The sequence below is a fragment of the Actinopolymorpha pittospori genome (assembly GCF_014873875.1).
Lineage (GTDB): Bacteria > Actinomycetota > Actinomycetes > Propionibacteriales > Actinopolymorphaceae > Actinopolymorpha > Actinopolymorpha pittospori.
In genome coordinates this window covers 7875027-7900162 of sequence record NZ_JADBEM010000001.1, presented here as the reverse complement: position 1 = coordinate 7900162, position 25136 = coordinate 7875027, and the positions used below count along the sequence as shown (strand labels likewise).

General features: G+C 70.4%; 21 protein-coding genes and 1 riboswitch. Of the genes, 4 read left to right on the top strand and 17 right to left on the bottom strand.

The annotated features are described in order from the left end of the window. Positions 1-211 precede the first annotated feature (211 nt). From HEB94_RS51600 to HEB94_RS36735, 5 genes are read right to left on the bottom strand one after another with little or no spacing between them, the layout of a single operon-like run. Positions 212-2068 carry a dipeptide ABC transporter ATP-binding protein gene (locus HEB94_RS51600; protein WP_192754104.1) on the bottom strand — a complete coding sequence of 619 codons (1857 nt, stop codon included), beginning with the start codon at positions 2066-2068 and terminating at the stop codon, positions 212-214. After that, on the bottom strand, positions 2065-2892 hold the full coding sequence (locus tag HEB94_RS36750; protein WP_192754103.1) for an ABC transporter permease subunit: 828 nt from the start codon (positions 2890-2892) through the stop codon (positions 2065-2067). Before HEB94_RS36750 ends, HEB94_RS51600 begins: the two co-directional genes overlap by 4 nt. Beyond that, entirely contained in the window at positions 2889-3845 is a 957-nt protein-coding gene (locus HEB94_RS36745) for an ABC transporter permease (RefSeq protein WP_420481615.1), read from the bottom strand. Before HEB94_RS36745 ends, HEB94_RS36750 begins: the two co-directional genes overlap by 4 nt. Next, positions 3842-5356, bottom strand: a complete 1515-nt coding sequence (locus tag HEB94_RS36740; RefSeq protein ID WP_192754101.1) for an ABC transporter substrate-binding protein — start codon at positions 5354-5356, stop codon at positions 3842-3844. The genes HEB94_RS36745 and HEB94_RS36740 overlap by 4 nt, the downstream gene beginning before the upstream one ends. A 59-nt stretch (positions 5357-5415) precedes the next feature. Then, the gene (locus tag HEB94_RS36735) at positions 5416-6126 is read right to left on the bottom strand and encodes an HAD-IA family hydrolase (protein WP_337918170.1); all 711 of its coding nucleotides are present in this window, start codon (positions 6124-6126) and stop codon (positions 5416-5418) included. Between the two features lie 141 nt (positions 6127-6267). Here HEB94_RS36735 and HEB94_RS36730 point away from each other — a divergent pair, with 141 nt between their 5' ends. Further along, positions 6268-7569, top strand: a complete 1302-nt coding sequence (locus HEB94_RS36730) for a hydroxyacid-oxoacid transhydrogenase (RefSeq protein WP_192754100.1) — start codon at positions 6268-6270, stop codon at positions 7567-7569. A 39-nt stretch (positions 7570-7608) separates the two neighbouring features. Here HEB94_RS36730 and HEB94_RS36725 read toward each other — a convergent pair whose 3' ends face one another. From HEB94_RS36725 to HEB94_RS36715, 3 genes are all read right to left on the bottom strand, one after another. Beyond that, the gene (locus HEB94_RS36725; protein WP_192754099.1) at positions 7609-9294 is read right to left on the bottom strand and encodes a glycosyltransferase family 39 protein; all 1686 of its coding nucleotides are present in this window, start codon (positions 9292-9294) and stop codon (positions 7609-7611) included. Between the two features lie 3 nt (positions 9295-9297). Further along, positions 9298-10290: a glycosyltransferase family 2 protein gene (locus HEB94_RS36720; RefSeq protein WP_337918169.1), complete on the bottom strand. Its 993-nt coding sequence runs from the start codon at positions 10288-10290 to the stop codon at positions 9298-9300. 156 nt (positions 10291-10446) lie between these two features. Further along, positions 10447-11319 (bottom strand): hypothetical protein, encoded by an 873-nt coding sequence (locus HEB94_RS36715; RefSeq protein WP_192754097.1) that lies wholly within the window; start codon positions 11317-11319, stop codon positions 10447-10449. 532 nt (positions 11320-11851) lie between these two features. Between HEB94_RS36715 and HEB94_RS36710 the strand changes: the two genes are divergently transcribed. Both HEB94_RS36710 and HEB94_RS36705 read left to right on the top strand, forming a co-directional pair. Next, positions 11852-12733 carry a helix-turn-helix domain-containing protein gene (locus tag HEB94_RS36710; protein ID WP_192754096.1) on the top strand — a complete coding sequence of 294 codons (882 nt, stop codon included), beginning with the start codon at positions 11852-11854 and terminating at the stop codon, positions 12731-12733. Further along, positions 12734-12991 (top strand): DUF397 domain-containing protein, encoded by a 258-nt coding sequence (locus HEB94_RS36705; RefSeq protein ID WP_192754095.1) that lies wholly within the window; start codon positions 12734-12736, stop codon positions 12989-12991. It abuts the gene before it with no gap. Positions 12992-13084: 93 nt separating this feature from the next. Here the strand turns inward: HEB94_RS36705 and HEB94_RS36700 are convergent, their stop codons facing one another. The 3 genes from HEB94_RS36700 to HEB94_RS36690 all read right to left on the bottom strand — a co-directional run bounded on the left by HEB94_RS36700 (position 13085) and on the right by HEB94_RS36690 (position 16338). Next, entirely contained in the window at positions 13085-14812 is a 1728-nt protein-coding gene (locus tag HEB94_RS36700; RefSeq protein WP_192754094.1) for a PH domain-containing protein, read from the bottom strand. Next, entirely contained in the window at positions 14809-15351 is a 543-nt protein-coding gene (locus tag HEB94_RS53870; protein WP_337918168.1) for a PH domain-containing protein, read from the bottom strand. The genes HEB94_RS36700 and HEB94_RS53870 overlap by 4 nt, the downstream gene beginning before the upstream one ends. 180 nt (positions 15352-15531) lie before the next feature. Next, positions 15532-16338, bottom strand: coding sequence for an energy-coupling factor transporter transmembrane component T family protein (locus tag HEB94_RS36690; protein ID WP_192754092.1), 807 nt, complete (start codon positions 16336-16338; stop codon positions 15532-15534). 206 nt (positions 16339-16544) lie between these two features. On the opposite strand from HEB94_RS36690, the gene HEB94_RS36685 reads away from it, so the two are divergent. Beyond that, complete coding sequence (locus HEB94_RS36685; RefSeq protein ID WP_337918167.1) at positions 16545-17798, top strand: IS110 family RNA-guided transposase; 1254 nt, start codon at positions 16545-16547, stop codon at positions 17796-17798. 17 nt (positions 17799-17815) lie between these two features. On the opposite strand, the gene HEB94_RS36680 is transcribed toward HEB94_RS36685, so the two are convergent. The 6 genes from HEB94_RS36680 to HEB94_RS36655 all read right to left on the bottom strand — a co-directional run bounded on the left by HEB94_RS36680 (position 17816) and on the right by HEB94_RS36655 (position 25111). Beyond that, positions 17816-19321 carry an ABC transporter ATP-binding protein gene (locus HEB94_RS36680; protein WP_337918166.1) on the bottom strand — a complete coding sequence of 502 codons (1506 nt, stop codon included), beginning with the start codon at positions 19319-19321 and terminating at the stop codon, positions 17816-17818. Beyond that, complete coding sequence (locus HEB94_RS36675) at positions 19318-19935, bottom strand: ECF transporter S component (RefSeq protein ID WP_192754091.1); 618 nt, start codon at positions 19933-19935, stop codon at positions 19318-19320. The genes HEB94_RS36680 and HEB94_RS36675 overlap by 4 nt, the downstream gene beginning before the upstream one ends. A gap of 119 nt (positions 19936-20054) precedes the next feature. Beyond that, positions 20055-20175, bottom strand: a riboswitch (TPP riboswitch). Between the two features lie 143 nt (positions 20176-20318). Continuing rightward, positions 20319-20966 carry a TIGR03085 family metal-binding protein gene (locus tag HEB94_RS36670; protein ID WP_202896751.1) on the bottom strand — a complete coding sequence of 216 codons (648 nt, stop codon included), beginning with the start codon at positions 20964-20966 and terminating at the stop codon, positions 20319-20321. Next, complete coding sequence (locus tag HEB94_RS36665; protein WP_192754090.1) at positions 20963-24406, bottom strand: GH92 family glycosyl hydrolase; 3444 nt, start codon at positions 24404-24406, stop codon at positions 20963-20965. Before HEB94_RS36665 ends, HEB94_RS36670 begins: the two co-directional genes overlap by 4 nt. A gap of 76 nt (positions 24407-24482) precedes the next feature. Further along, positions 24483-24683, bottom strand: coding sequence for a DUF6186 family protein (locus HEB94_RS36660; RefSeq protein ID WP_192754089.1), 201 nt, complete (start codon positions 24681-24683; stop codon positions 24483-24485). Further along, positions 24680-25111: a hypothetical protein gene (locus HEB94_RS36655; RefSeq protein ID WP_192754088.1), complete on the bottom strand. Its 432-nt coding sequence runs from the start codon at positions 25109-25111 to the stop codon at positions 24680-24682. The genes HEB94_RS36660 and HEB94_RS36655 overlap by 4 nt, the downstream gene beginning before the upstream one ends. Positions 25112-25136 lie beyond the last annotated feature (25 nt).

Sequence of the window (25136 nt, the reverse complement as noted above, 5' to 3'; positions counted from 1 at the left end):
GCACCACCACCCGCACCACCACCCGCACCACCACCCGCACCACCAACGCCGCCGCGTCCAACGACGACACAGGCCCGCCGCCCTTCTGAGAAGGACGAACGCGCCGAGGTGAAGCGTCCGCGCCGAAGCCACGTGACGGGGCGCGAATGGGGGAGGAGCGCCAACGGATGGCAGGCGGATGGACCACCGCGGTCCGCGTTCACCGTGACCCCTACGGCGAAGCCTCGAGCCTCGCCTTGTCGCCGGTCAGGTCATGCACGGTCGTGCCCGAGAGAGCTCTCGAGACGCTGGGGACCGCCGCGATCAGCCGTTGGGTGTAGGGGTGTTCCGGCGCGGTGAAGATCCGCTCGGTCGGCCCGAGTTCGACCACCCGTCCCTCGTGCAGGACGGCCACCGTGTCGCAGACCTGGCGAACCACCGACAGGTCGTGAGAGACGAAGACCAGGGTGAGTTCGAAGGTGTCGGCGAGGGACGCGAGCAGGTCGAGGATCTGCGCGCGCACGGAGGCGTCGAGGGCGCTCACGGGTTCGTCCGCGACCAGGACCTTCGGAGCGGGGGCGAGAGCACGTGCCAGCGAGATGCGTTGGCGCTGGCCGCCGGAGAACTGGTGCGGATAGCGTTCGGCGGCGTCGGCGGGCAGGCCCACCGCGGCGAGGAGTTCGTCGACGCGGGTTCGATGGGAACGCTGGGTGCGCCGCAGCCGCGAGTCGCGCATCGCGACCAGCGGCTCCGCCACGATGTCACCCACCCGCATCCTTGGGTCAAGGGAGCCGCTCGGGTCCTGGAACACCAACTGCAGGTCCTCGCGCAGGAACCGCAGCCGGCGTTCCGGTACGCCGTCGACGCGGCGTCCGGCGAACCGGACCGATCCCGCGGTCGGCTGGTCCAGACCGGCGAGCAGGCGTACGAGCGTCGACTTGCCGGACCCGGACTCGCCGACGATGCCGAACCGCTGCCCGGAGGCGATGTCGAAGCTGACGTCGCGCAGCGCGGGTACCGAGCTGGGTGCCGAACGCAACGAGGTGCGGGGTCGCCGGTAGACGCGAGAGAGGTCACGGAGTTCGATGACGGGCGCCGGCCCCGGGTGCGGTGCCGGCTCCGCCGGCTCCACTGCGGAATCCAGGCCGTCTGGATCAGGTCGACGCGTCCCGTCCGGCCGCGTCCCGTCCGGTCGCGTCCCGTCCGGCCGCGTCCCGTCCGGCCGCGTCCCGTCCGGTCGCGGCGTCGGATCGGGCTGTGTCGGGCTGGGGCGCTGCGTCGGATTCAGGTGCCGGGTGGGTGCCGGGCTGCTGGGTTCCGCGGCGTCGAGCAGTGCTCGCGTGTACGGGTGGCGCGGCTGCCGGAAGACGTCGGAGACCGGTCCGTTCTCGACCAGGACACCGTCGTGCATCACCAGCACCCGGCTGCACACGGTGGCCACCACGGCGAGGTCGTGGGTGATGAACAGCAGGCCCGTGTTGGAGCGCGACGTGGCGGCCACGATCAGGTCGAGGACCTGCGCCTGCACCGTGACGTCCAGCGCGCTGGTGGGTTCGTCGCAGATCAGCAGGTCCGGGTCGTTGGCGAGGGCGATCGCGATCACGACCCGCTGACGCTGGCCGCCGGAGAGCTGGTGCGGATAGGCGCGGGCCGCGCGGGCGGGATCGGGGAGGCGGACCTTCGCCAGAAGATCGACCGCCCGTGACCGGGACGCCGCCCGGTGCAGGCCTGGCTGGTGGATCCGCAGCACCTCGGCCACCTGGTCGCCGACCCGCATGACCGGGTTGAGCGCGGACATCGGCTCCTGGAAGACCATGCTCATCGCCTGGCCCCGCAGCTTCGACAGCGCGCGCTCGTCCGCCCCTAGCAGGTCCGTCGACTCCTCCGCGAGCCGGACCGAGCCCTGCGCGACCAACCCTTCGGGCAACAGGCCCATCACGGCGAGTGCGGTCAACGACTTGCCGGATCCAGACTCGCCCACCAGGCCGACGCGTTCGCCCGGGTCGATGGTGAAGCTCACGTCGTCGACGAGTGGGCCGCCACCGGCCCGGACGCCGAGGCCGGCCACTGTCAAGGTCGGGTTGCTCACCGTCGCTCCAGCCTCGGGTCGTAGCGGTCGCGCAGGCCGTCGCCGAAGAGGTTGAAGCCGAGGACGGCGATCATGATCGCGGCGCCCGGCCACACCGCCAGCAGCGGATGGGTGAACAGCAGTTCCTGTGACTCCTGCAGCATCCGGCCCCACGAGGGCGTCGGCGGCGCGGTGCCGAAGCCGAGGAACGACAGCCCCGCCTCGGCCAGGACGGCGATCGCGAAGGACACCGAGCCCTGCACGATCACCAGTCCGGCGACGTTCGGGAGTACGTGCCGCAGCGCGATCCCGAGCCGACACCGGCCCGCCGCGCGGGCGGCCAGAACGTATTCCGTGCTCATCACGGCGAGCGTGCCGGCGCGGACGATGCGGACGTACGCCGGCACCGTGGCGAGACCGATCGCGATCATCGCGGTGAGCGTGCTGGCCCCGAACACCGCACCGAACATGATCGCGAGCAGCAGCGCCGGGAACGCCATCGCGAGGTCGGTGGCCCGCGAGAGCAGTCCGCCGCGCCACCCCCGGGCCATGCCGGCGAGGATGCCGAGTGGCGTCCCGAGGACGGCGGCGACACCGACCGCGACGACACCGACGAACAACGTGGTCCGGGCGCCGACCATGAGCCGGCTGGTGATGTCGCGGCCGAACTTGTCGGTGCCCAGCCAGAAGGACCCGTCGGGTCCGAGCAGCCGGTGGGCGCTGTCGACGCGGTCCGGGTCGTGTGGCGTCCACAGGAACGACACCAGGGCGAGCAGGACGACCAGGCCGACGAGGACGCCGCCGGCGAGCAGGGACGGGTTGACAGACCTGTGGCGTGCGCTCACGTCGCCCTCCGCAGCCGCGGGTCGAGGACGGCGTAGAGGAGGTCGACGAGGTAGTTGACCACCAGGACGGCGACCACCAACACCATGACGACGCCCTGGACGAGCAGCAGGTCGCGATTGGCCACGCCGTCCAGAAGCAGGCTGCCAAGGCCCGGGATCACGAAGACCCGCTCGACCACGATGGCTCCGACGAGCAGGGTGGCGAGCTGGAGACCGAGCACCGTGCTGATCGGGATGGCGGCGTTGCGCAGGCCGTGCCGCACCAGTGCCCGGGTGAGGGTCAGGCCCTTGGCGCGGGCCGTGCGCAGGTAGTCCTCGCGCAGCACGTCGAGGACGGCGGTCCGGACGTAGCGCGCGAGGATCGCCGCCTGCGCCAGCCCGAGCGCCCCCGCCGGGAGGACGAGCTGGCGCAGGAACATGACCGGGTCCTGCGCGGGAGGGGTGTAGCCGCCGGCCGGCAGCCACCCCAGGTGGACGGCGAACAACGCGACCGCGAGCACGCCGGTGAGGAACGCCGGCACCGCGATCCCGAACTGACTGAGCGCGGACAGTGCCAGCCCACTGGGCCGCCGGTGTCGTACGGCCATCACCGTGCCGATGGGGACGGCGACGAGGACGGCCACCACCATCGCCGCGCCCACCAGCCACAGTGTCACGCCCAGCCGGTCGAGCACCTGCGGGCCGATGGCCGCGCGGGTGACGTAGGACTCGCCGAAGTCCCCGACGAGCAGGCCGCGGGCCCAGTCGGCGTACTGGGCGAGCATCGGCCGGTCGGTGCCGAACTCCCGCCGCAGTTGGGCGACGGCCGCCGGGGTGGCGTTGACCCCGAGCGCGATCCGGGCGGGGTCACCCGGCAGGACGGCCATGAAGCCGAACACGACGACGCTCGCCGCCGCGACGCTGCCGACGAACACGCCGGTGCGGGTGAGGAAGCGGAGCAGCACGGTGGTCAGGACCGGGCGACGGAGACGGCGGTGAGGTCGAACGCCTCGGAGACGACGTTGGTCGGCAGACCCCTCACCCCCGGGTCGGCAACCATGAGGTTGGGCAGCAGGAAGAGCCAGTCGGCGGCGGCGTCCTCGGCGAGGGTGCGGGCGACCTGCTTCATCCGGTCGACCTGCTGCTGCGCGGTGCCGGAGTCGGCCTGCGCCAGCAACTGCTGGACCCGCGGGTTGTCGTAGCGCCAGTAGTAGTCGGGATTGCCCCACGAGGTGATGTCACGGGGTTCGACGTGGGAGATGATCGACATGTCGTAGTCGGCCTTGGTGTAGACCTCGTCCAGCCAGCGTGCGGGAAACTCCAGCACGTCGATCCGCGCGGTGACACCGACCTGCGCGAGCTGGCTCTTGACGACCTGGGCGCTCGCCACGGCGTAGGGGAGGTTGGGGATCCGCAGCCGCAGTGTGAGGGTGGGGTGGCCGGCCTGGGCGAGGAGTTGCCGGGCCTTGGCCGGGTCGTACGGATAGGTCTGCGAGAGATCCTCGTACCACGGGTCGGTCGGGGGCACCATGGAACCGATCAGCGTGCCGTGCCCGGCCCACGCGGTGTCAAGGACGGCTTTGCGGTCGATGGCGTACGACAGCGCCTGCCGCACCCGGCGGTCTGTCAATGGCGGCTTGCTGTTGTTGTACGACAGCACGACCTCGCCGTTGCTGGTGCCCTCGATGACGTGGTACTTCGAGGTGTCACTGAACTCCGGCAGGCTTTCCGGCGCCTGTACGGTACTGATCACGTCGATGCCGCCCGTGCGCATGGCGTTGTTCATGGCGGTCGGATCCTTGAAGTACCGCAGGGTGATCCGTTGCACGGCAGGTGCCTTGCCCCAGTAGCCGTCGCGGGCGGTCAGCACCATCGAGTCGCCGCGGGTCCACTTCTCGACGACGAAGGGGCCGGTCCCGATCGGTTTGGTGGCGAGGTCGGCCACGCCGGTGCGGGAGAACATCGCGCCGATCCGGGTGGTCATCGCGAACAGCCAGGAGTTGCTCGGCCGTTTCAGGGTGACCTTCAGCGTCGTTGCCGACACCGGCTCGGCCCGGGCCACGACGTCCATCCCCGTCTTGAGCGAGGTCGTCCAGCTCGTCTTGACGCGATCGATGCTGAACGCCGCGTCCTGCGCGGTGAAGGGCTTGCCGTCGCTGAAGGTCACGCCGTCCCGCAGTGTGAAGGTGTAGGTCCGGCGGTCGGGGCTGACCTGCCAGCTCTTCGCCAACAGCGGGACGATCCGGCCTTCGGCGTCGAGCTTGACCAGGCCTTCGTAGACATTGACCAGCAGGGCCTGCGGAATCGCCGCCCCGTCGTTGCGGGTGAAGTCGAGACTCGCGGGTTCGGCGATGAAACCGACGTCGAGGCTCGTGTCCGACCCGGCCGTCTCGCCGGTGGTTCCGCTGCCGGCTGAGCATGCGGCGGTGAGGGCGAGTACGGCGAGGGTGAGAAGAATCGCGAAGCGTCGGGGGAGACTCCCCATCGCTACCTCCTGTGGGTGTGCCCTGCATGCCTGATGGTCACGCGGGCGAGCTACCCCGATCATGCCGCTCCGGCCACCCCGATGGTGAGAGCGTCACCGTCAACCTCGACGCGGAGGTTCTGTAGGTCCTCGACAACGACGTCGGCATCGAGTTCGGCCGGCTGGTGGTGCGTCGTGACGGCGATGGACCGCATGCCGGCAGCGGCCGCGGCGGCGAGACCGGCCGGGGCGTCCTCGATCACGAGGCAGCGTTCCGGCGCCATCCCGAGCAGCTTGGCACCGAGCAGGAAGGGCTCGGGGTCGGGCTTGCCGCGGTGTACGTCGTCGGCGCTGACCAGGGTGTCCGGCATCGGTAGCCCGGCGGCACGGATACGCGCGGTCGCCACCGCTCGGTTACCGGACGTGACGATCGCCCAGCGTCCGGCCGGCAACGCGGAGAGGAACGCCTGAACACCCGGCAGCGCGGTGACGTCCTCGACGTCGGCGACCTCGAGATCGCTGATCCGCTGCTGCGCGGCGGCAACCCGCTCGGCGGGCAGGTCCGAGGGCAGCAGCGCCGCGATGAGCGCGGAGGCGGTGAGGCCGTGGCCGCCCGCGACCCGGGCGAACTGCTCGCTGGTCACGCCGTGCTCGCCGACCCAGCGGGTCCAGGCGCGGGTGAGGGCGGGGGTGGAGTTGACCAGGGTGCCGTCGAGGTCGAGGAGGACGGCGTCGGCGCGCAGGAGCGTGGCCGCCTCGGGGCGGAGATCGGCTTGTGAGGTGTCTGTCACGCTGACCGACCGTACCTGGTGTGGGTGACCAGCCCGGCGGGCCGGCCGGTGGCCGGGGCTTCCCCGGGCTTGCGCGCCGCGGCCGGGTAGGCCACTGTCGCGGGGAGCGATCGAACGACGACGGGATGGGAGCGGCCACGCATGACCAGTACACCGGTCGGGACAGGGACCGAGCACGGTCCGGAGACCGTGTTCACCTGGGGTGGGCCGGCGCTGAAGTTCGGCGTCGACGCGGTGGACGAGATCGGGTACGACGTCGCCCAACTCGGCGCGAGCCGGGTCCTGGTGGTCACCGATCCGGGCGTGGCCGCGACCGGGCTGCCACACCGGGTGGTCGAGACGCTCCGGAAGGCCGGTCTGAACGCCGAACTGTTCGCCGGCGTCCACGTCGAACCGACCGACGCCAGCATGAAGGAGGCCGTCGAATTCGCGCAGGGCGGTGACTGGGACGGCTTCGTGGCGGTCGGGGGTGGCTCGTCCATCGACACGGCCAAGGCCGTCAACCTGATGACGTCGTACCCGGCCGACCTCTACGACTACATCAACGCCCCGATCGGCTTGGGCAAGGCGCCCGCGGGACCGGTCAAGCCGCTGGTGGCCGTCCCCACGACAGCGGGTACGGGGGCCGAGAGCACCACCGTGTGCATCATGGACCTGCTCGACCTGCGGGTGAAGACCGGTATCAGCCACCCGCGGCTGCGTCCTGTGCTCGCCGTCGTCGACCCACGGGTGACCCTCAGCCTGCCGCCCGGCGTCACCGCCGCGACGGGCTTCGACATCCTGTGCCACGCGCTGGAGTCCTACACCGCCCGGCCCTACGACTCCTACCCGAAGCGACGCCCGGAGGAGCGGGTGGCCTACTGCGGCGCGAACCCCGTCTCCGACGTGTGGATCCAGCACACGCTTCCGCTGCTCGCCCGGTCGTTCCGCACGGCCTACCGTGACGGCGACGACCTCGCCGCCCGCACCGACATGCTCCAGGCGGCGCTGTTCGCCGGCCTTGGCTTCGGGAACGCCGGGGTGCACATCCCGCACGCCTGCGCCTATCCGATCGCTGGTCGGGTGCGCGGATTCCATCCGGTCGACTACCCCGACGAGGAGCCGATGGTGCCGCACGGCATGTCCGTCGTGCTCACCGCGCCCGCGGCGTTCCGGCACACCTTCGACGCCAACCCGGAGCGGCACCTGTGGGCGGCACACGCTCTCGACCCCGCGACCGACGATCTGGGCGAGGAGCGGGAGCGGCTGCCCGAGGCGATCAGCCGACTGATGCGCGACACCGGCATGCCCAACGGTCTGTCCGGCGTCGGGTACGCCGCGGACGACGTGGCCGACCTGATCGGTGGCGCCCTGCAGCAGCAGCGGTTGCTCACGATCGCGCCCGTCGACGTCAACGCCGAACTCCTCGAGGGGATCTTCACCGAGGCGCTCAGGGTGTGGTGAGGGTGGCGCCTCGGTCAGCGGGGTGAGCGTGCGGTCTGCTCAGTGCACCTGGTAGACCTCGACCACGCGGTCCCTGCTGTTGAAGACACGCCTCCAGGAACTGGGCGGGGTGACCGGACGACCGAGTATGGCCTCGGCCTGGAGCCGGCACTGTCCACACACGTGGGAGTAGGCGCTGTAGACGACGACGTGGTCGCCGGTCGCCGGCGCTCCGCTGGTCTTCGACCAGGTGCGCAGCCGCCCCTGCCAGAAGTCTCCGCCGGCCGGTCCCTGGACGAAGAGGGCGAGGGGGCGGATGGTCCGCCGGTCGGCCCAGATCGTGTGCACACCGTCGGCGTGGGTGGACAGCCAGGACCGGAACTCCTCCAACTGCGTGCCACCGTTCGCCGCGTACGTCGCGTTGATCGGGTCGGCGAGGTCGGTGCTCCGCGCGTACTGCGCGACGCCGGACGGTACGGCGGCGGCCAACACGGCGGCCACGCCCGCGAGCACCGTGGCGCGGCGGCGCAGGAACGCCAACTCCCGCGCCCGGTGCCGGACCAGGAGCCACACCCCGCCGATGGCCGCGAGCGTCAACGCCGGTACGAGGGGGAGCCAGTAGCGCTCCTTCAGGATCCGCAGGCTCGGCGCCTCGGGGTTGAGCAACCCGCCCAACGTCACGATCGGCACATAGAACAGCGCGGCCCAGACCAGCAGGAACGCGAGTCGGCGGGAGAAGAAGGCGCCGAGGACGGTGCCCGCCAGGGCGAGCTTGAGCCAGATGCCCTCCGGAGTCGTGCCCAACACCACCAGGATTCGGGTGACGTACCAGCGTGGACTGCGGTTGAGGTAGTCGGTGACCGGAGGGGCTCCGCCGGACCCGTGCTCGGCCGAGGCGTGGAGCCGAGCCAGCGGGTCATGCCAGATGAGGGCGTTCAGCACGCTCTCGCCGAGCCCCACGACGGCGAGTGGTGCCAGGATCCACAGCATCCGGCGCAGCGGCACCCGGCGCAGGAGCAGCAGGCCGACCAGTGGCCAGCAGAAGACGATGTACTCGCGGGTGAGGTAGCTCCAGCCGAGCAGTGCCCCGATCGCGAGCAGCGCGAGGACCTGCCGTCGCGTGGTCGCCGACACGAAGCGCCGGCGCTGCCGGAGTGCGAGCGCGAGGACGAGCGCGGCGGTCAGCAGGGCGGTCGCCATCAGGTCGGGTAGTGGAACGGTGAGGTCGGGGAAGACCAACGTGTTGGCGAGGGTCAGGGTCGCCGCCGCCACCCCGACTGCCCGGTGGAAGAGCATGGTGCCGAGTGCGTAGACGCACATGACCAGAGCGAACCCGGCCAGCATCGGGACGATGAGGTAGGCGACCTGGGAGTAGCCGAAGACCTCCTGCGCCAGCCGGAGCGGCAGGGTGAGGCCGATGCGCAGGAACTGGTGCATCCCGGCGTACGTCGGAGCGGCGGGAAAGTCACGCGCGGCGTCGAAGTAGTTGAGTTGGTCGGAGGGGAACGGCGGGATGCGGTAGAGCAGCAGGACCACGGCAACCGAGGCCGCGAGCAGGCCGTCGAGGAGGAGGGCGACGCGACGCCGTTCCGGCAACCTCCGAACGGCCTCCTGGACACGCCGGATGGGGCCGGGCACCCGGGCGCGGCGCTCCCGCTGGGGAGTGTGCCGCCCGCGGCCATTCTTGCCGGTGCCGTCGGTGGGTACCGTCACCAACGGCTTGGTCTTGGGGTCGGAGACTGTCACCGGTCAGTTCGTTCTGGATCGCACGATCAGGTCGGCGAGCAGCGCGAGCGAGGCGATGATCAGCCCGGTCAGCAGGATCAGCAGGGTGTTGCTGGCCAGCCGGACGGGCTGACTGATGACGTCGTAGGCGGCCTTGCCGGTGCCGACGGCGAGCAGGGCCAACGACGGCGGCATCAGCACCTTCAGCGGATTGAAGTACATCACCATGCGCAGCACCTGGAGGATGTATCGGTAGGCGTCCTTCACGAAATGGAACTTCGAGGTGCCGGATCGTTTGGCGTAGCCGATCGGCATGTAGTGGATCGCGTGTTGATTGTGCAGGAACGCCATGGTGATGGTGGTGACGCAGGAGAAACCGGCCGGCAGTAACCGCAGGTACGGCAGGGAAACCTCGCGGCGGAAAGCGCGTAGACCGGAGTTCAGGTCGGGAATCTTGGTGTTGGTCAACCGCTCGGCGATCTTGCGGATGACCCATTTGGCCGGAACCCGGAGAACCTTGTGGGTGCCCTGCTCACTGGTGCGGGCACCCACCACTTGGTCGATGTTCTCGTCCTTGTCGAGAATCTCGACGAGTTCGGGGATTCGGTCATTCGGATACGACATGTCGGCGTCGGTCCAGACCACGATCTGACCGCGCGCCTGCTGGGTGCCGATCCGCCGAGCGGTGCCGGAACCACCGTTGTTGGCGAACGCGAGCACCCGCAGGTGCGGGAAACGGGCCTCGGCCTGACGGAGAATCTCCAGCGTCTCGTCGGTCGACGCGTCGTCGATGGCGAGCACCTCGTAGGGGTAGACGCTCGCGTCCATCGCCGACGTGATGCGTTCGATCTCGGCGAGGACGTGCTCCTGCTCGTTGTAGCAGGGCAGGACGATCGAGACCTCCACCGTCCCCTGGTCGCCCTCGGTGAGGTGCGACGTCGCGGGACGGGTCTGATGCCGCTGCGTTGCGGCGCGGGTGTTCTTGTTGGCCCGGCCATGCCGGACAGTTGTGTCCACGGTTGTCATTCCCCGGCAGTAAGTCGGACCGCCATCGCCGCGCCCATGCGCAGGGCGCAGACGATCATCGTTGTCCGAATGCGCATATCGCTGCGAAGTCTGTCCGGAATCATCCCGTGGCAAACCAGAGGATTTCGGGGGAGCCGTCCCGAAGCGCTAGATCCGCCAGATTCGTCCCGAGCAGCGGTGGCCGAGCCAGGCGAACTGGCCGAACGACGTCACGCTGATGCCGAACCGGTCGAACGCCGGATGGTCCTGCTCCTCCCACCACTTGTAGGCGGCCTCGACCTCCCGCCACAGCAGCCGGGGTCCGTGCTGCTCGACCTGGATCTCACCGGAGGGAAGGTTCCGCGCACACGCACAGGACGCCTCGTCGTGGATCCAGTAGCGCAACGGGCCCGAACCCGTGCGGTCGTCCTTGGCGCTCGGCGGTGTCGAGTCCGCCATGGTGTCGTGGACGTCGCTCGAGGCGTCGGCCCGTGCGACGTCGGTTCGGGGGGAGCCGACGTAGCTGGAACCGGTCTGTGCCCACCGCAGCCGGGGCAACCTGATCCCGAGCGCGAACAGCGCCGCGGGGTCGGACCAGACGGCGTGCGGGTCGAGGCTGGTCGTGGTGCGATACCACGGCACCGCGCTCTCCGCCTCGGTGATGACGCCCGCGTGCTCGTCGCCCTCGGGGCATCCGGTCCACTCGACGAAGTTGCCGGCCGCGCGGCCGTCCTCGCTGACCGACAGGCGGGCGCGTACGGGGCCGGCGAAGGGATTGCGCCAGGACACCACGAGCTCGCCGCCCGGCCGTACCAACTGGACCCAGCTATAGGGGATCTCGCGCACTGGCTCGGTCGCGACGACCTGGTCGTACACACCGTTGGCGACGTCGGGCGGGAGGGTCTGGGTGGGGGTGATCCGGAGCGTGGCGGGTTGCGCGGCGGTGGCGGCCGGTGCCTCGCCGTGGGTGGTGGCGGTGGGGATGGGACGGTCCTCCTGCTCGATGGTGCTCGGTGCGTCGTCGAATGGCGGCGCGGACATTAGGGGGCCTCCTCGCTGAGGTGCTCGCGGCGGTTGTGTCCGTGGGCGGACAGTTGGGCGTGTGCCCAGGCGGCGGGTGGGCACAGCCAGGCGCGGCCGCAGAACACGCAACGCGGTTCTTCGAGGCCGGGCCAGGGCAGCACCCCCCAACGACGGCGCCAGCGGAGCGGGTCTTGGTCCGGCCGGTGAATTGTCGCCAGGTCCTGTGCGCGACGATCGAGTTCGGTTTCCGGCCACGCGGGCCGGTCATGGTGGGGTATGAAGAACCTGGCATCGGTGGGCAATGCCGCCCTTCTCCCCGTAACCCACGCAACTGTGGGTGTCATGGTTGCCATCGCACGAACCTCCCCGTCAATGTGATGGCGTGCTGCGCGATCCTGAGCCGACCGTAATCCTGAGCAAGTCCTTCTACAACACGAATGCGTAAATTTGCACTTGTGTCGTGCAGTACCCGGTTCAGTCAATCTTGGTGCGAGAAGCGCTCACTTCCCCCAAGATCAGAGGTCCAAACATCTTCGGACGTGGAAGAAGCATGCCGAGTACCAAACCCCCAACGATTCAACGCCGTCGACTCGCGGCGGAGCTACGGCTGTTCCGCGAGCGGGCACAGGTCACCCTGGAAGAGGTCGCCGCGCGCCTCGGCTGGTCGGTCGCCAAGATCAGCCGGATCGAGACCGCGATCGTCGGCGTCAACTCCAAGGACCTCAATCTCCTGCTCGACCTGTACGGCGTCGAAGGCGAACGCCGCACCGCGATCCTGAGCAAGACCCGCACCGCCCGGACCAAGGGTTGGTGGGACGCCTATGCGGAGTTCGTGCCGAGCGACTACATCGACTACATCGAACTCGAAGCGCAACTTGCCGGGATGCGTTCCTACAACGCCCACGTGATCCACGGTTTGATGCAGACCGAGAGCTACGCGCGCGACATCATCCGCGGCGCCACGATGGGACTTTCCTCGCCGGCCGAGATCGACCGGCGGGTCGAGGTCCGCATGACCCGGCAGCGGCTGCTCACCCGCGAGCGGGACCCACTTCGGTTCTGGTTGGTGATCGCCGAGCCGGCGTTGAGCTGGGTCGTCGGATCTCCCAAGATCATGGCCGAGCAGTACGACAAGCTCCGGGAGTACGCCGAGCGCGACAATGTGACCGTCCAGGTCCTTCCCGCGTCCGCCGGCGCCCATCCGGCGAGCGCCGGCTCGTTCGACATCTTGGAATTTCCTAATCCTCATGAACCGGATGCGGTTTATGTCGAGACCATGACCGCCAATCGGTATGTCGAAAGCCATGCCGAGATCTACCGGTATACGTTGGCTTTCGACCACCTGCGGGCCATGGCGCTGAGTCCAGCTGATTCGGTCGACTTTCTCACGCAGGCGGCGGAAAAGATCATGAGTAGATCCGAGGAGAGATAGATGCGGACGCTCGAAATGGGCCCGGCGGGCCTGGCGTGGCGGACGAGCAGCTACTGCGGCAACGGCTCGAGTTGTGTGGAGGTCGCCGCCTGGCGTGCCCACGACCGTGGTGGTGACAGGCGGATCGAGCGCGGCGCGCTCGGGCGCGTCGCGGTCCGCGACTCCAAGGACCGCGGCGGGCCGGTCCTGGCGTTCAGCGCCGGAGCCTGGAAGAACTTCGTCGGCGGTGTCCGGGCCGGCGAGTTCGAACTGAACTGATTCCAATGGTGGGTGGCGGCGCGACCTGGCGATGACCTACTGCCAACGCACGGGTCGCGCCGCCACCCTTTCCGTTCGTTTCTCCTGCTGGTGCTATCCGGCCGTGGCGTTCTTGGTCGCGTCGGCGCCCACGAGGAACGGTGTGAGCAGGCCGGGTACGGCCTGGTCGGCGAGCCGCAGGCCGGTCGCCATCTCCACGTCCTGGATGTCGTAGTGCTGGCGTCCCGCGGCGGTGGTCGCGGTGAGCGTCATCAACCCGGCCCGGCGCTGGAAGTACGAGCGATGCATGTTCCACCCGATGACGCCGTCGCAGGCGAGCACGCTGCGGCGGCGGATGAGCGAACCCAACCGGCACACGAGCGCCCCGTCGGCCAGCGCGTGGCCGAGACTGCGGGACCGGTCACCGGCGACGAGAGCGGCGCAGGGGAGGAGCAGCAGGGACGTCTCCCACGCCCACGAGGGCAGTCCGACCAGCGAGTGGAGCACCGCCAGCACCGCGACGAACACCGCGGTTCCGCCGAGGGCACGGGTGTAGCGCCGGCGTCGGGCAACGCTCCCGTGTGGCGTGAGCGCTCGGGTGAAGGGTTCGGTCCGGCCGAACACGTCACCGGCGACCTTGACGGCGACCCCGCGGGGAGCCGGCGGAAGCAGCAGCGAGCCACCGCGTTCGGCGCCACGCCCGACCCGTAGGCCGGTCGCGATCGCGATGCAGCGCGCGCCACCGGCGGCGCGCAGCAGCAACGGCTCGCTCAACTCCACCCCGCGCATCCGGCGTTCCTCGATGCTCGTCGCGCGGGTCGTGATGAGGCCGCGGTTGACGTGCAGGCTGCCGCCGACGTGCCGGGAGAGCCGGAAGTTCCAGAACGCCAGGACGTAGGCGAGGGTCGAGGCGACCGCCGTGAGGACGACGAGGACAGCCAGGACCTCCAGGCCCGCGACGACCCAGCCGACCCGCTGCAGGTGGGTCAGCAGAAGGTGCACGGGGCCGAACTCCTGCGGGTCGATCCGCGCTTCCGACAGGGCTCGGCCGCCGAAGCCGACGAGGACGCCGATGGTGATCAGGCCGGACAGCGTGAACGGGCCGTACCTGATCCAACTCGGTCGGAGAGTGGCCAGTCGGGTCTCCGGCGACGTGCCGGCCGGACGTGGGTCTGCGTGGGCGCGCGAGGGGAGCGGCCCGGCCACCGTGGTGCCTGTGCCTGTGCCGGTGGATTGGGCTGTGACGTGGGTGGCGACGGGCGCGGTGTCCACGTGGAGGGCGCGATGCAGGAGTTCCTCGCGCAGCCGGTGGGCGTCGGGTGCGGCCAGAGCGTCGAGCTTCAGGCCGTCCTCGCCCTTGCGGTCGGAGCGGCCGGTGCCGATCACGACGCGGGCGAGCCCGACGAGCCGGTGCATGGCGTTCGCGGTGACGTCGACCGTGCGGACGCGGTCCCGTGGGACGGTGAGGACGCGGCGACGTAGCAGGCCGCGGCGTACCTGCACCTGGTCCGGAGTGATCCGGTAGGTCGTGGTGAACCACCGCAGCGTGCCGAGGACGATCACCGCCGCCAGGCCGATCAGGCTCCACAGCGATCCGTGGCCGCTGCTGCTGCCGGCGATGAGGAGGCCGATCAGGGCGGGGAAGGTCCGGACCAGTTCCTGGACGGGGTGGACGGCGAGCATCCGGCCACTGAGCCGCCGCCAGCCGTGGGTGTCGGTCGTCGGCTCGTTCCCGGCGTCTGTGTGAGGCGGTGCGGAGTCGGCCGCGGGGGTCGGGTCGGCGGCGGGGGTCGGGTCGGCGGAGTGGGTCGGGTCGGAGTGGGTGGGGTCGGACCGGCTCATGTCGCGTCACCGTGCGTGGCCTGGGTGGTGCTCGTGAGGTCGTCGACCAGGCGCTGTGCGGTGTCCCGGTCGAGTCCGTTGATCTTCAACGGCCCGGCCGCCGACGCCGTCGTGACCGTGACGTTGGAGAGGCCGAAGATCTGCTCCAGCGGTCCGCGTTCGCTGTCGACCGTCTGGATCCGGGAGATCGGGGCGATCCTGCGCTCCTGGTCGAACCAGCCTGACTGCGTGTAGACGGCCTCCGCCGTCGACTCCCAGCGGTGCACGGCGTAGCGCCAGCGCGGCATCACCATGACGTGCGCGGCGCCGAGGACCAGGGTGGCCACCAGGATCGGGATGCGCCAGCCCAGGTGGTCCCGGCCGAGGACTAGCCACACCACCTGGACTGCGGTCAGGACGAGCCAACCGAGGAGGGCCCGAGTCGTCCAGTACCTGATGGCGGCGGAGGAGACGCGGTGGCGCGGTGGCCGAAGCTCTAGGGGGAGCTCGCCCGTTTCGGGGTGCTCTGGGTGCTTCTGCGGGATCTGCTGCGAAGTCACCGCCCCAGTGTCCCGAAGCCGCGACGACGTCGCCATGGGGGATCGTCGGACCCGTCGATGACAAATGTCAGGGGACCATGCCACGAACGTGGGTGCGCGCCCGAGGATTCCGCGACGAAAGTCGTGCCGTCCACTCCCGGAACAGGCGCTGCGAGCACCGCCGCCACCTGATCCCGCCGCTCACCAGAACAGGAAGCGCCAGGTACCGAGCGCGAGGCTCGCCAGGGTGGCGCCGACGACCGCGGCACACGTCCCGACGAGGAAGAGCCAGTCCGAACGCCTCAGCGGCCGCGGTCGGGCGAGGGTCCGGTCGGGACGGTCGGTGAAGCCGCGCGACTCCATCGCCGTCGCCAGCCGTACGCCGCGCCGGATGGCACCGACCAGGAGGGCGAACACCCCGGAGGCGAACAGCCGCACCCGTCGTAGCGGCGAGCGGCCGGCGTCGATGCCACGCGCCCGGCGGGCGAGCAGCAACGTCCGCCACTCGTCACCGAGCACCGGGAGGAGCCGGAACGCCGCGAGCGCGCCGAACGTGAAGCGTGGGGGAGCGTGGAGGTGCTCCACCAGTGCGTCCGCGAACTCCGTCGGGTCGGTCGAGGCGAACGCCACGACACCGGGAAGGCTGATCGCGAGTACGCGCAGCACGATCGCGGTCGCGGCCAGCAGGCTGCCGGTCGTGACGTGGACCGGTCCGGCGGAAAGCCACAGGGTGCCGGTGTCGCGGTCGGTGAAGAGCAGCGTCGACAGGCCGATCCCCGCGGTGGTGAGGAACAGCAACCAGATGCGGCGGAGGAACACGCCCCACCGCAGGCCGGCCATCGAGATCGCGACGAGTTCGATCGCAAGGACCAGGGCGGGGGTCACCGCGTCCCCGGTGAGAAGCAGCCCGATCATCACCGCGAACGCCGCGACGAGCTTCGTCACCGGGTTCAGTCGGGCGACCGGAGCGTGGGGATTCCCGACGATGGGCTCGGCGAGGATGCTCATTAGAGGACCATCCCTTCTGCAGCCCTCACGGGTAGGGTTGTGACCTCTCGGTCCCGGTGGGTGCATGGCCAGTAATGCGAGCTGTTCGACGGCCAGCATGAGTTCCGCCAGCCCCGCCGGGCCGAGGTCGTCTGATCGGCTTCAGGGACACGCCCCGCAGAGGGCCGATTAATGAGCTCCCGGCAGACGACCTCACCACCGGGCAGGTGCTCCTCGAACCGCCTTGGAGTACGACGCACGTGTTCATCGGATGGGATTGGGCGAGCGAAACCCATGACGTGACCGTCATGGACGACACCGGCAAGCGCATCGACCGGTGGGAACTGGCCCACACCGAGGAAGGGTTCGCCAAGACCCTGGCCCGACTGCGCAAGCACGGCAACCCGGCCGGCCTGCCCGTGGCCATTGAGACCACCCGGGGCCTGGCCGTCGACCGGCTGCTGGCCGCCGGGCACCCGGTCGTGCCGGTCCACCCGAACGCCTTCCACGCGATGCGGGCGCGCTGGGGCGCTTCGAAGGCCAAGACAGATGCCGGCGACAGCATGAAGCTCGCCGATTACCTGCGCACCGACGGCCACCTGCTGCCGAGGCTGGAGCCCACCGAGCAGGCCACCCTCGACCTGCAGGCCCTCGCGCGTCAGCGGGCCGACCACGTCGAGGCCAAGGTCGCCGCCGTCAACCAGCTCGCCGCGCTGCTGGACGAGCATTGGCCCGGCGGCAAGACGGTCTTCGCCAGCCTGGACAGCGACATCGCCATGGCCTTCCTGGAGCGGTACCCCACCCCGGCCTCGGCCGCCACGCTCACCGCGGGGCGCCTGGAAGCCTGGTGCAAGCGCCGCGGCTACTCCGGCAAGAAGCCCGGAAGCGTCCTGATCGAACGTCTGCGCGCCACGCCGAAGGCGGCCTCGCGTCTCAGCGAGGCGATAACCGGGCAGCTGGTCCGCGTTCAGGTCCAGCTCGTGCAGGGCATCCGCGGAACCATCCGCACACTGGACAAGACCATCGCCGAGGCCACCAAAGCCCACCCCTACGCGCCGCTGTTCGCCACCATGCCGCGCATCGGCAAGGTCAGCCTCGGGCAGGTCATCGGGGAGATCGGCCCGATCCTGGAACGCGCTCAGACCTGCGAACAGCTCATCGCCGAGGCCGGTGTCGTCCCCCTCACCCGCGCCTCGGGCAAGTCCCGCACGGTCGCCTTCCGCTTCGCGACGAACCGCCGAGCCCGCGTCGCGCTGACCACCTTCGCCGACAACAGCCGCCACGGCAGTACCTGGGCAGCGAAGATCTACAACGACGCCAGAGCCCGCAAGAAGCGACACCCCCACGCGATCCGCATCCTGGCCCGCACCTGGCTGCGGGTGATGTGGGCCTGCTGGCGCGACGGCACCTGCTACGACCCCGCCACCCACCAGGCCAACAGGAAGATCAACACGCCCGCGGATAAGCCTCTCGCGACATAGGGGTTGACTCAGGAAACTCATGCGGCCAGCCGTCCCGAGCGGACGGGAAGCTCCCGGTCGGCCAGCGCGGAGATGAACTCCCGGTCGTGGCTCACGTAGCACAGGGCGTGCCCGGCCGAGCGGAGCTCGGCGAGCAGGTCCAGCAGCTCCTGCCAGGTGCGCCGGTCCTGCCCGAAGGTCGGTTCGTCGAGCACGAGTACGCGCGGCCCGGTCGCGAGGGCGGTGGCCACCGACAGGCGGCGTTTCTCTCCGCCGGACAGGGTGAACGGGTTCGCTTCGGCCAGCTTCTCCAGGGCGAGTCGCTGCAGGAGCTCCTCGACCCGGCGTTTCGTCTGCTCGGCGGACAGACCGGCGAGACGGGGACCGAGCGCGAGTTCGGCGCGGACGCTCGAGGTGAGGAACTGGTGCTCGGGGTCCTGGAAGACGGTGCCGACGGCCCGGACGAGCTCGTTCGCCCGCCAGCGGTGCAGCGGCCGGGCGGCGGTCCTGCGTCGGCGGCGTCGGCGCGGGAGGTCCGTGACATCGGGGTCCGCGCCGTCGGCCACGCTGACCTGGCCCGAGGACGGCGCGAGCAGGCCGGCGAGGAGCATCGCGAGGGTCGACTTGCCGGAACCGTTCGTGCCGGTGATCGCGACCGCCTCGCCTTCCCGCAGGACGAGCGAGGCGTCGGCGAGGGCCGGCCGGTCGGTGCCGGGATAGCGGTAGGCCAGGGTCTCGGCGGTGAGCCAAGGCTCGGAGCGGGTGGTCGCGGGTCGTGAACGGTTCGGCAGCTCGCCTCCCGGTATCCACACACCGGCCGCGGCCAGGGCGTCCTGCTCGGTCGTGAACACCTTCTCCGGGGTTCCGTCGGCGAGGACGCCGCCGCCGCCGGCGCCGACGACCACGACCCGGTCGACCTGGGGCAGCCAGTCCTCCACCCGGTGGTCGACCACCACGAGGGTGGCGCCGGTGGCCTCGACGACCTGGCCGACAGCCCCGCGAACGAGAGCCGCGCCCTCGGGGTCGAGGTTCGCGGTCGGTTCGTCGAGGAGCAGCAGGTCGGGCCGCAGGGCGACCACGCCGGCCAGGACCAGGCGCTGCTTCTCTCCGCCGGAGAGCCGACCGGTCGGATGCTCCCGGTCGTACGGGAAACCCGCGAGCGCCAGCGCTTCGTCGACCCGCGACCAGATCGCTTCGGTGGGTACGGCACGGTTCTCCAGGCCGAACGCCACGTCGTCACCTGCCCGCGCCATCACCAGCTGGGTCTCGGGATCCTGGAACGCCATGCCGATCCGGTCCCGGACCTCTACCGGGGGCAGGCCGCCCACCTCCAGCGCCCCTTCGGACTCACCGGCCTGGTCGGTGTCGAGCAGTCCGGCCAGGCCGGTGAGCAAGGTGCTCTTGCCCCCACCGGACGGGCCGGCGAGCAGCACCCGTTCGCCGGGTTCGATCGCGAGGTCGAGGCCGCGCACCGCCCACGCCAGGCGTCCGGCATACCGGAACCCGAAGCCGCGGGCGCGGATCGACAGTGCCGAGCCGCTCACGTGCGGGACTGCTCGCGACCGGAGGCGAACGGCGCCAGCACCCCGGTCTGGGCGAGGGCGCGGATCAACGCGTATCCGCCGGCCCCGGCCATCACGATCGAGCTGATCACGACGAGGACGCCGTAGGAGACCATCCAGGCCGGCGCCCACGCGGCGTTGTAGAGGATGTTGTCCAGAACGGCGGGCACCAGCCCGGCGACGGCGCCGGCGAGCAGTGCCACCGGCAGCCGCCAGGAGCGGTACCGGTAGGCCGCGAAGATCACCTCCGCGCCGAGGCCCTGCACCAGGCCGTAGAAGATGATCGCGACGGGGTTCGGGATACCGAGGAACACCGAGACGGTCGCGGCCACGATCTCGACGAAGGTGGCGGCACCCGGCTTACGGATGAGCAGGCCGCCGACCACGCCGGGGACCAGCCACATGCCGTACATGAAGGCCTGCGCGGGTGGGAACGCCGCGAAGGCGGGCAGGGTGAAGTTCCAGAGCGCGCCCCATGCGGCGAAGACGACGCCGAACGCCACGGCCACCACGGCCGCCACGACGATGTCGACCGTACGCCAGCGGGCCGAGCTCTTGCCGCCCTTCCTGGCGGACGAGGTGACGTCCTGGGTCATCGGATGGCCTCCCTGCGGGACGAGGGCAGCCGAGGGCCGAGCGTCATGTGCCGGCAGGCCGACCATGACGACGCACCTGTGCCCGATGTCGGATCGGTACAGGTGCGCCGCACGGTGACGTGACGGTCAGACCGACTTCCTGCGCTGGAATTACCCAGATCAGGTTCGAGGGTCTGCGGGCTGTGCCAACGTGTGGCAGCCCCGCACTCTCAGCGCTCGCGCGCTCCCCTGTCGTCTGCTGTTGTCTGTCGAGTCTTCGCTGACTGTGGTGGTGCTTGTCTGTGTCGCGTCGGCACCGGACCACGCGCGAACACGCGTCCGGGCCATCGCCGAGGCTAACACGCCGGGCGTCCCGTGCGACGGGCGTCCGGCGTGAGGGGACCCTAGACCCCGAGCGGCGCGTGGACGAGTGACTCCACGGCCGCCGCCGGCCCGCGGAGATCGACCTGCGCGACGCCCTTTCGTCCGAACATGTAGAGCATCAGCTCACTCGGTGGCCCCTCGAGCACCGCGGTCGGCTCGCCCCGGCGTACCCGGACCGTCTCACCCTCGGGGCGGCTGACCAGCACGCCGACCGCGGCCCGACGGAACAGGAAGCGGCCACCGCTGGTGACCCGCCGCCAGAAGAAGTCCTCGAGCGCGGCGGGGAGCTGGCGGCGCTCCCAGTCGGGCTGCGCCCGGCGGACGTCCTCGTGGTGGACGAAGAACTCGCCGGTGTTGGCCGCCCGGTCGACGGCACCGAACCGGACCGGCGACCAGCTCGGCGGACCCTGCCGGAACCGATCGACCAGCCGGTCGTAGCCCAGTCGCTCGATCAGGGCGTCCATCCGGGCCCGGGTCCGTCCGGCCAGTGGCGTGATCATGATCCCCGCCGCACCCAACGGGTCACTCTCGCGGATCACCAGGTGGGCCGCGAGGTCAGCAGTCGACCAGCCGGCGCACAGCGTGGGTGCGTCTGGGCCCACGCTGTCGAGCAGGTCGGCGAGTGCTCGGCGTTCGGTGCGGGCGGTGACCTCCAGCTGATCTGTCATTCCCTGATCGTAAGCCGAAGAGCCAGGAGTTCGACCTGCGCGAGCGCGGCGATCTCACCCGAGCCGGAACCGAGGTCGAGCCGGTACCGCCCGTAGCTGCCCGGCGTGGCGACCCGGAAGGGCCGGGTCTGGCGTGGCCACTCGAACTCCTCGCCGGTTCGGGGGTCGAGGACGGTCCAGTCCGTCCCGTCGTTCGATCCCGACAGCACCCAGGAGGTGGCGGCGGATCCCTGCGCGGCGGAGGTGAGGGTGTAGAACTCCACCCGCGCCGGGCCGTCAAGGTCGAATTGCACCCAGCGTTCGGTACCCGCGAACGTCACCGAGGTCGCCGAGGTGTCGTCGAACAGCACCGCCGCGTCGACATCGCCCGAGGCGTGCGGCGTCCCGAGCCCGGGCCCGGTGACGTCGACCAGCGGCGCGGGAGCGGTGCCGGCCGGGGTGACCGAGGGCGGCTCACTGCCGGGAGCGGTGCCCCAGGTCGACGGACGCGGACCCATCGCGAACTCCAGCACGCCACCCGCGGCGAGCAGGCCGTGCGGGAGCCAGGTCCGGTCGTAGGCCGCGCCGTTCACCGTGAGCCCCTGGACGTAGACGTTCTCGGGGCTGTTGTCCGGTGCGTTGATCACCAGGTCGGCGCCGGACTCGAGGTGGATGGTGGCACGGGTGAACAGCGGCGAGCCGACGGCGTAGCGCGGGCTGCCCATCTGCAGCGGATAGTAGCCGAGCGCGCTGAACACCTGCCAGGCCGACATTTCGCCGTTGTCCTCGTCGCCCGGGTAGCCCTGCCCGATCTCGCTGCCGAGGTAGAGCCGGGCGAGGACGTCGCGCACCTTCTCCTGCGTCTTCGCCGGCTGGCCGACGTAGTTGTACATGTAGAGGATGTGGTGGGACGGCTGGTTGCTGTGGCCGTACATCCCCATCCGGACGTCGCGCGCCTCGGTCATCTCGTGGATGACGGAGGAGTAGGAGCCCCTGAACGCCTCCTCGCCGGTCTCCGGCGTCGCGAAGAACTCGTCGAGCTTGGCCGCGAGCCCCGCCCGGCCGCCGTACAGCGCGGCGAGTCCCGCTCCGTCGTGAGGTACGTGGAACGCCATGTTCCAGGCGTTGGTCTCGGTGTAGTCGTGGCCCCAGACCCGCGGGTCGAACTCACTCGGCGGCAGCCGCCGGCTCCCGTCGGCGTGCCGTCCCTGGAAGAAACCGACCGACGGGTCGAAGAGGTGGACGTAGCCCAGCGAACGACGCAGGAAGTACTCCTGCTCCTCGCGGTAGCGGGCGTAGCGCTGGTCCTCCGGTCCGACGATCTCGGCGAGCCGGCCGGCCATCATGGCGATCCCGAAGTCGTTGATGTAGCCGTCCAGCGCCCACGACATCGCCTCCTCGGTCGCCTCGGCCGCGGTGTAGCCGAGGAAGACGGCCGTGTCGAAGCCCTTCCGGCCCACATGGTCGTCGGGCGGTCGTACGGTCGCGTTCTTCACCGCCGCGCGGTAGGCCGTCTCCGGGTCGAACCCCTCGACGTCCTTCAGGAACGCGTCGGCGAACGCGACGTCGGAGCTGGTGCCGACCATCAGGTTGGTGTACCCCGGCGAGGACCAGCGGGCCACCCAGCCGCCGTCGCGGTACTGCTGCAGGAAGCCGTCCACGAGCTCGCCGGCGAGTCGCGGGGTCAGCAGGGCGTACGCCGGCCAGGTGGTGCGATAGGTGTCCCAGAAGCCGTTGTTGACGTAGACCTTGCCGGGGACGATGGCGGCGCCCGTCCGGGTCGGCGAGCTCGGGGGAGTCGTCGTGGCGGACTGGACGGCGTGGACGTGCACCGGCTCCGCGACGGTCCCGGTGTTCTCGTGGGCCGCGTTCGGATACAGGAACAGCCGGTAGAGGTTGGAGTAGAACGTCCGCAGCTGGTCCTCGCCGGCGCCCTCGACCTCGATCACCCCGAGTGTCTCGTCCCAGCGCTGCTGGGCGCGCTCCCGGACGTCCTCGAAGCTGTCCTCGGCGGCGATCTCCAGCCGCAGGTTGCGTTCGGCCTGCTCGACGCCGAGCAGGGAGGTCGCGATCCGCATCGTGACGGTGCGGTGGGCCGTGGTCGGGTCGAACCGGACGTACGCCGCGGCCTCGGTCCGGTCCTCGGCGCCCTCGGGACGACCGGCTTCGACCACCGGCTGGTCGAACTCCGCGTACACGAACATCCGGGTGGCGCCGTTGGAGAGCCGGCTGCGTACGTCGGAGAATCCGGTCACCACGCCGGTGTCCGGGTCGACTGTCAAGGACGCGTTGGCATTGACGTTGTCGAAGAGCAGCGTGGAACTCGGGCCGGTGAAGGTGAAGCGGAAGATCGCCGCGTGGTCCGTCGGTGCGATCTCGGTGCTGATGCCGTTCTCGAAGGTCACCGCGTAGTAGTGGGGCCGGGCGGTCTCGTTCTCGTGCCGGAACGGCAGGGCCCGGGTGGCTCGGTCGGCGTCGGGCGTACCCGTCGCGTCGCTCGGCAGCACCTGGAACGTCTGCCGGTCGCCCATCCACGGGCTGGTCTGGTGGCTGACCGCGAAGGCCTGGAGCTCCGCCAGGTTGTCGGCGTTGTTCGCGCGGTGGTACTCGTACACCCAACTGGTGGACCCGGCGTCGGTGACGGGGATCCAGAAGTTGAACCCGAGCGGCAACGCGGTCGCGGGGATGTTGTTGCCCCGTGAGAAGGCGCCACTGGAGTGGGTGCCGCGGGTGGTGATCACGAGGTCGGACAGTCGGGTCGGACCCGCCGGTGCGGGCCGGTCGAGGATCGCGACGTCGTCGATCCACCCGCGGAAGTCGGCCGGACCGTTCGGATTGTCGTAGCCGAGCCGGATGCCGGTGATCGTCCGACCGGCGGCGACCTCGCCGAGCGCCGCCCGCCGGAGGTTCCACTGGTCGGCCGACAGCGAGCGGGACGCGCCCTGCCCGGACGGGGTGAGGGGGAAGCCGTGCTGGTCGCGGACGCCGAGCTCACTCAGGTGGCTGCCGTCGGCGAACTCCAGGTCGATCGCCGCGTAGGTCGCGGGGTAGCCGAGGTCGCCGGCGGTGAACTCCGGGAAGAGGACGTAGGAGAGTTCGGTGTCGGCGTTCACCTCGATCCGCACGTCGAAGAGCCGGACCCGCGCGTGGGCCGAACCCGCGTCCGCCGCCCGGCCGGCGTAGGCGAGCGCTGATCCTCCACTGAACCCGACCTGCGCCTTGGCGGCCGGAGCGTGGTCCGGTCCGGCGCCGACACTGGTCGTCACGCCGGAGCCGGTCCCGTCCTGGCCGTCGCTTCGCGGACGCGGATCGCCCGGCTCGAACGACGAGAAGAAGTGGACCGTGGTCCCGTCCGAGCCGCCAGGAACGATCCCGGCCGGAGCGGCCACAGAAGCGGCTGCCGGAGCACCCGGAGCGGACCCGTTTCCAGGTCCGGCGTGCGCGGTGAAGGAATTCGCCATGACGCGCACACTGCCACGCCGCCTCCCGCGCGGCCAGGGGCCCCCTGTGCGCCGACCAGAAGGACGCGAACCGGAGCTAGCGGGCGAGGAAGTGCCAGCCCAGCCAGGCCCAGATCAGCAGAACCAGGACGCGGTATCGCGCCGGTCCGGTCACGTGGGTGAGCGCGTCGTGGAAGCGTGCGAAGCGTTCGGGCCGCAGCCACGACCAGAAAATCGCGACGCCACCGATCCCGAACAGCAGGACGAAGCCGACGATCGTGACGATGCGGCTGGTCATGGTCGGGCCATCCGGAGTCCCGCCCAGATCCACAACACCCAGCCGACGAACTTGGCGCTGCGGAACTCGAAGACCGGGTGGAGAAGCTCGGAGAGGGTGGGGTGCTCCCAGCTGCCGACGAGGATGCTGGGCTGGTGGAAGAAGGCGTAGGCCTCCCAGATCAGTCCGGCCGTGAGCAGGACGCTCCAGAACACCACGCTGCGGCGGAGCGGGTGCTCGGTCTCGACCATGCCGGGGACCGGGCCGACCGGTCGCCGGAAGGAGAGCAGGCCCACGGGGATCACCACCGCGAGCACGATGAGGGTGGGTGGCCAGGTCTGGTCCTCGAGCCCGGACCCGATCCACGCGACGGCGAGAACGCACACCCCGATGGCGGCCCGCCGCAGGGTCAGGACAGCCCGGCCGCTCGGCGTCGACTCGACGGTCACGCCTTCCATTTTCCCCGCCACGGCC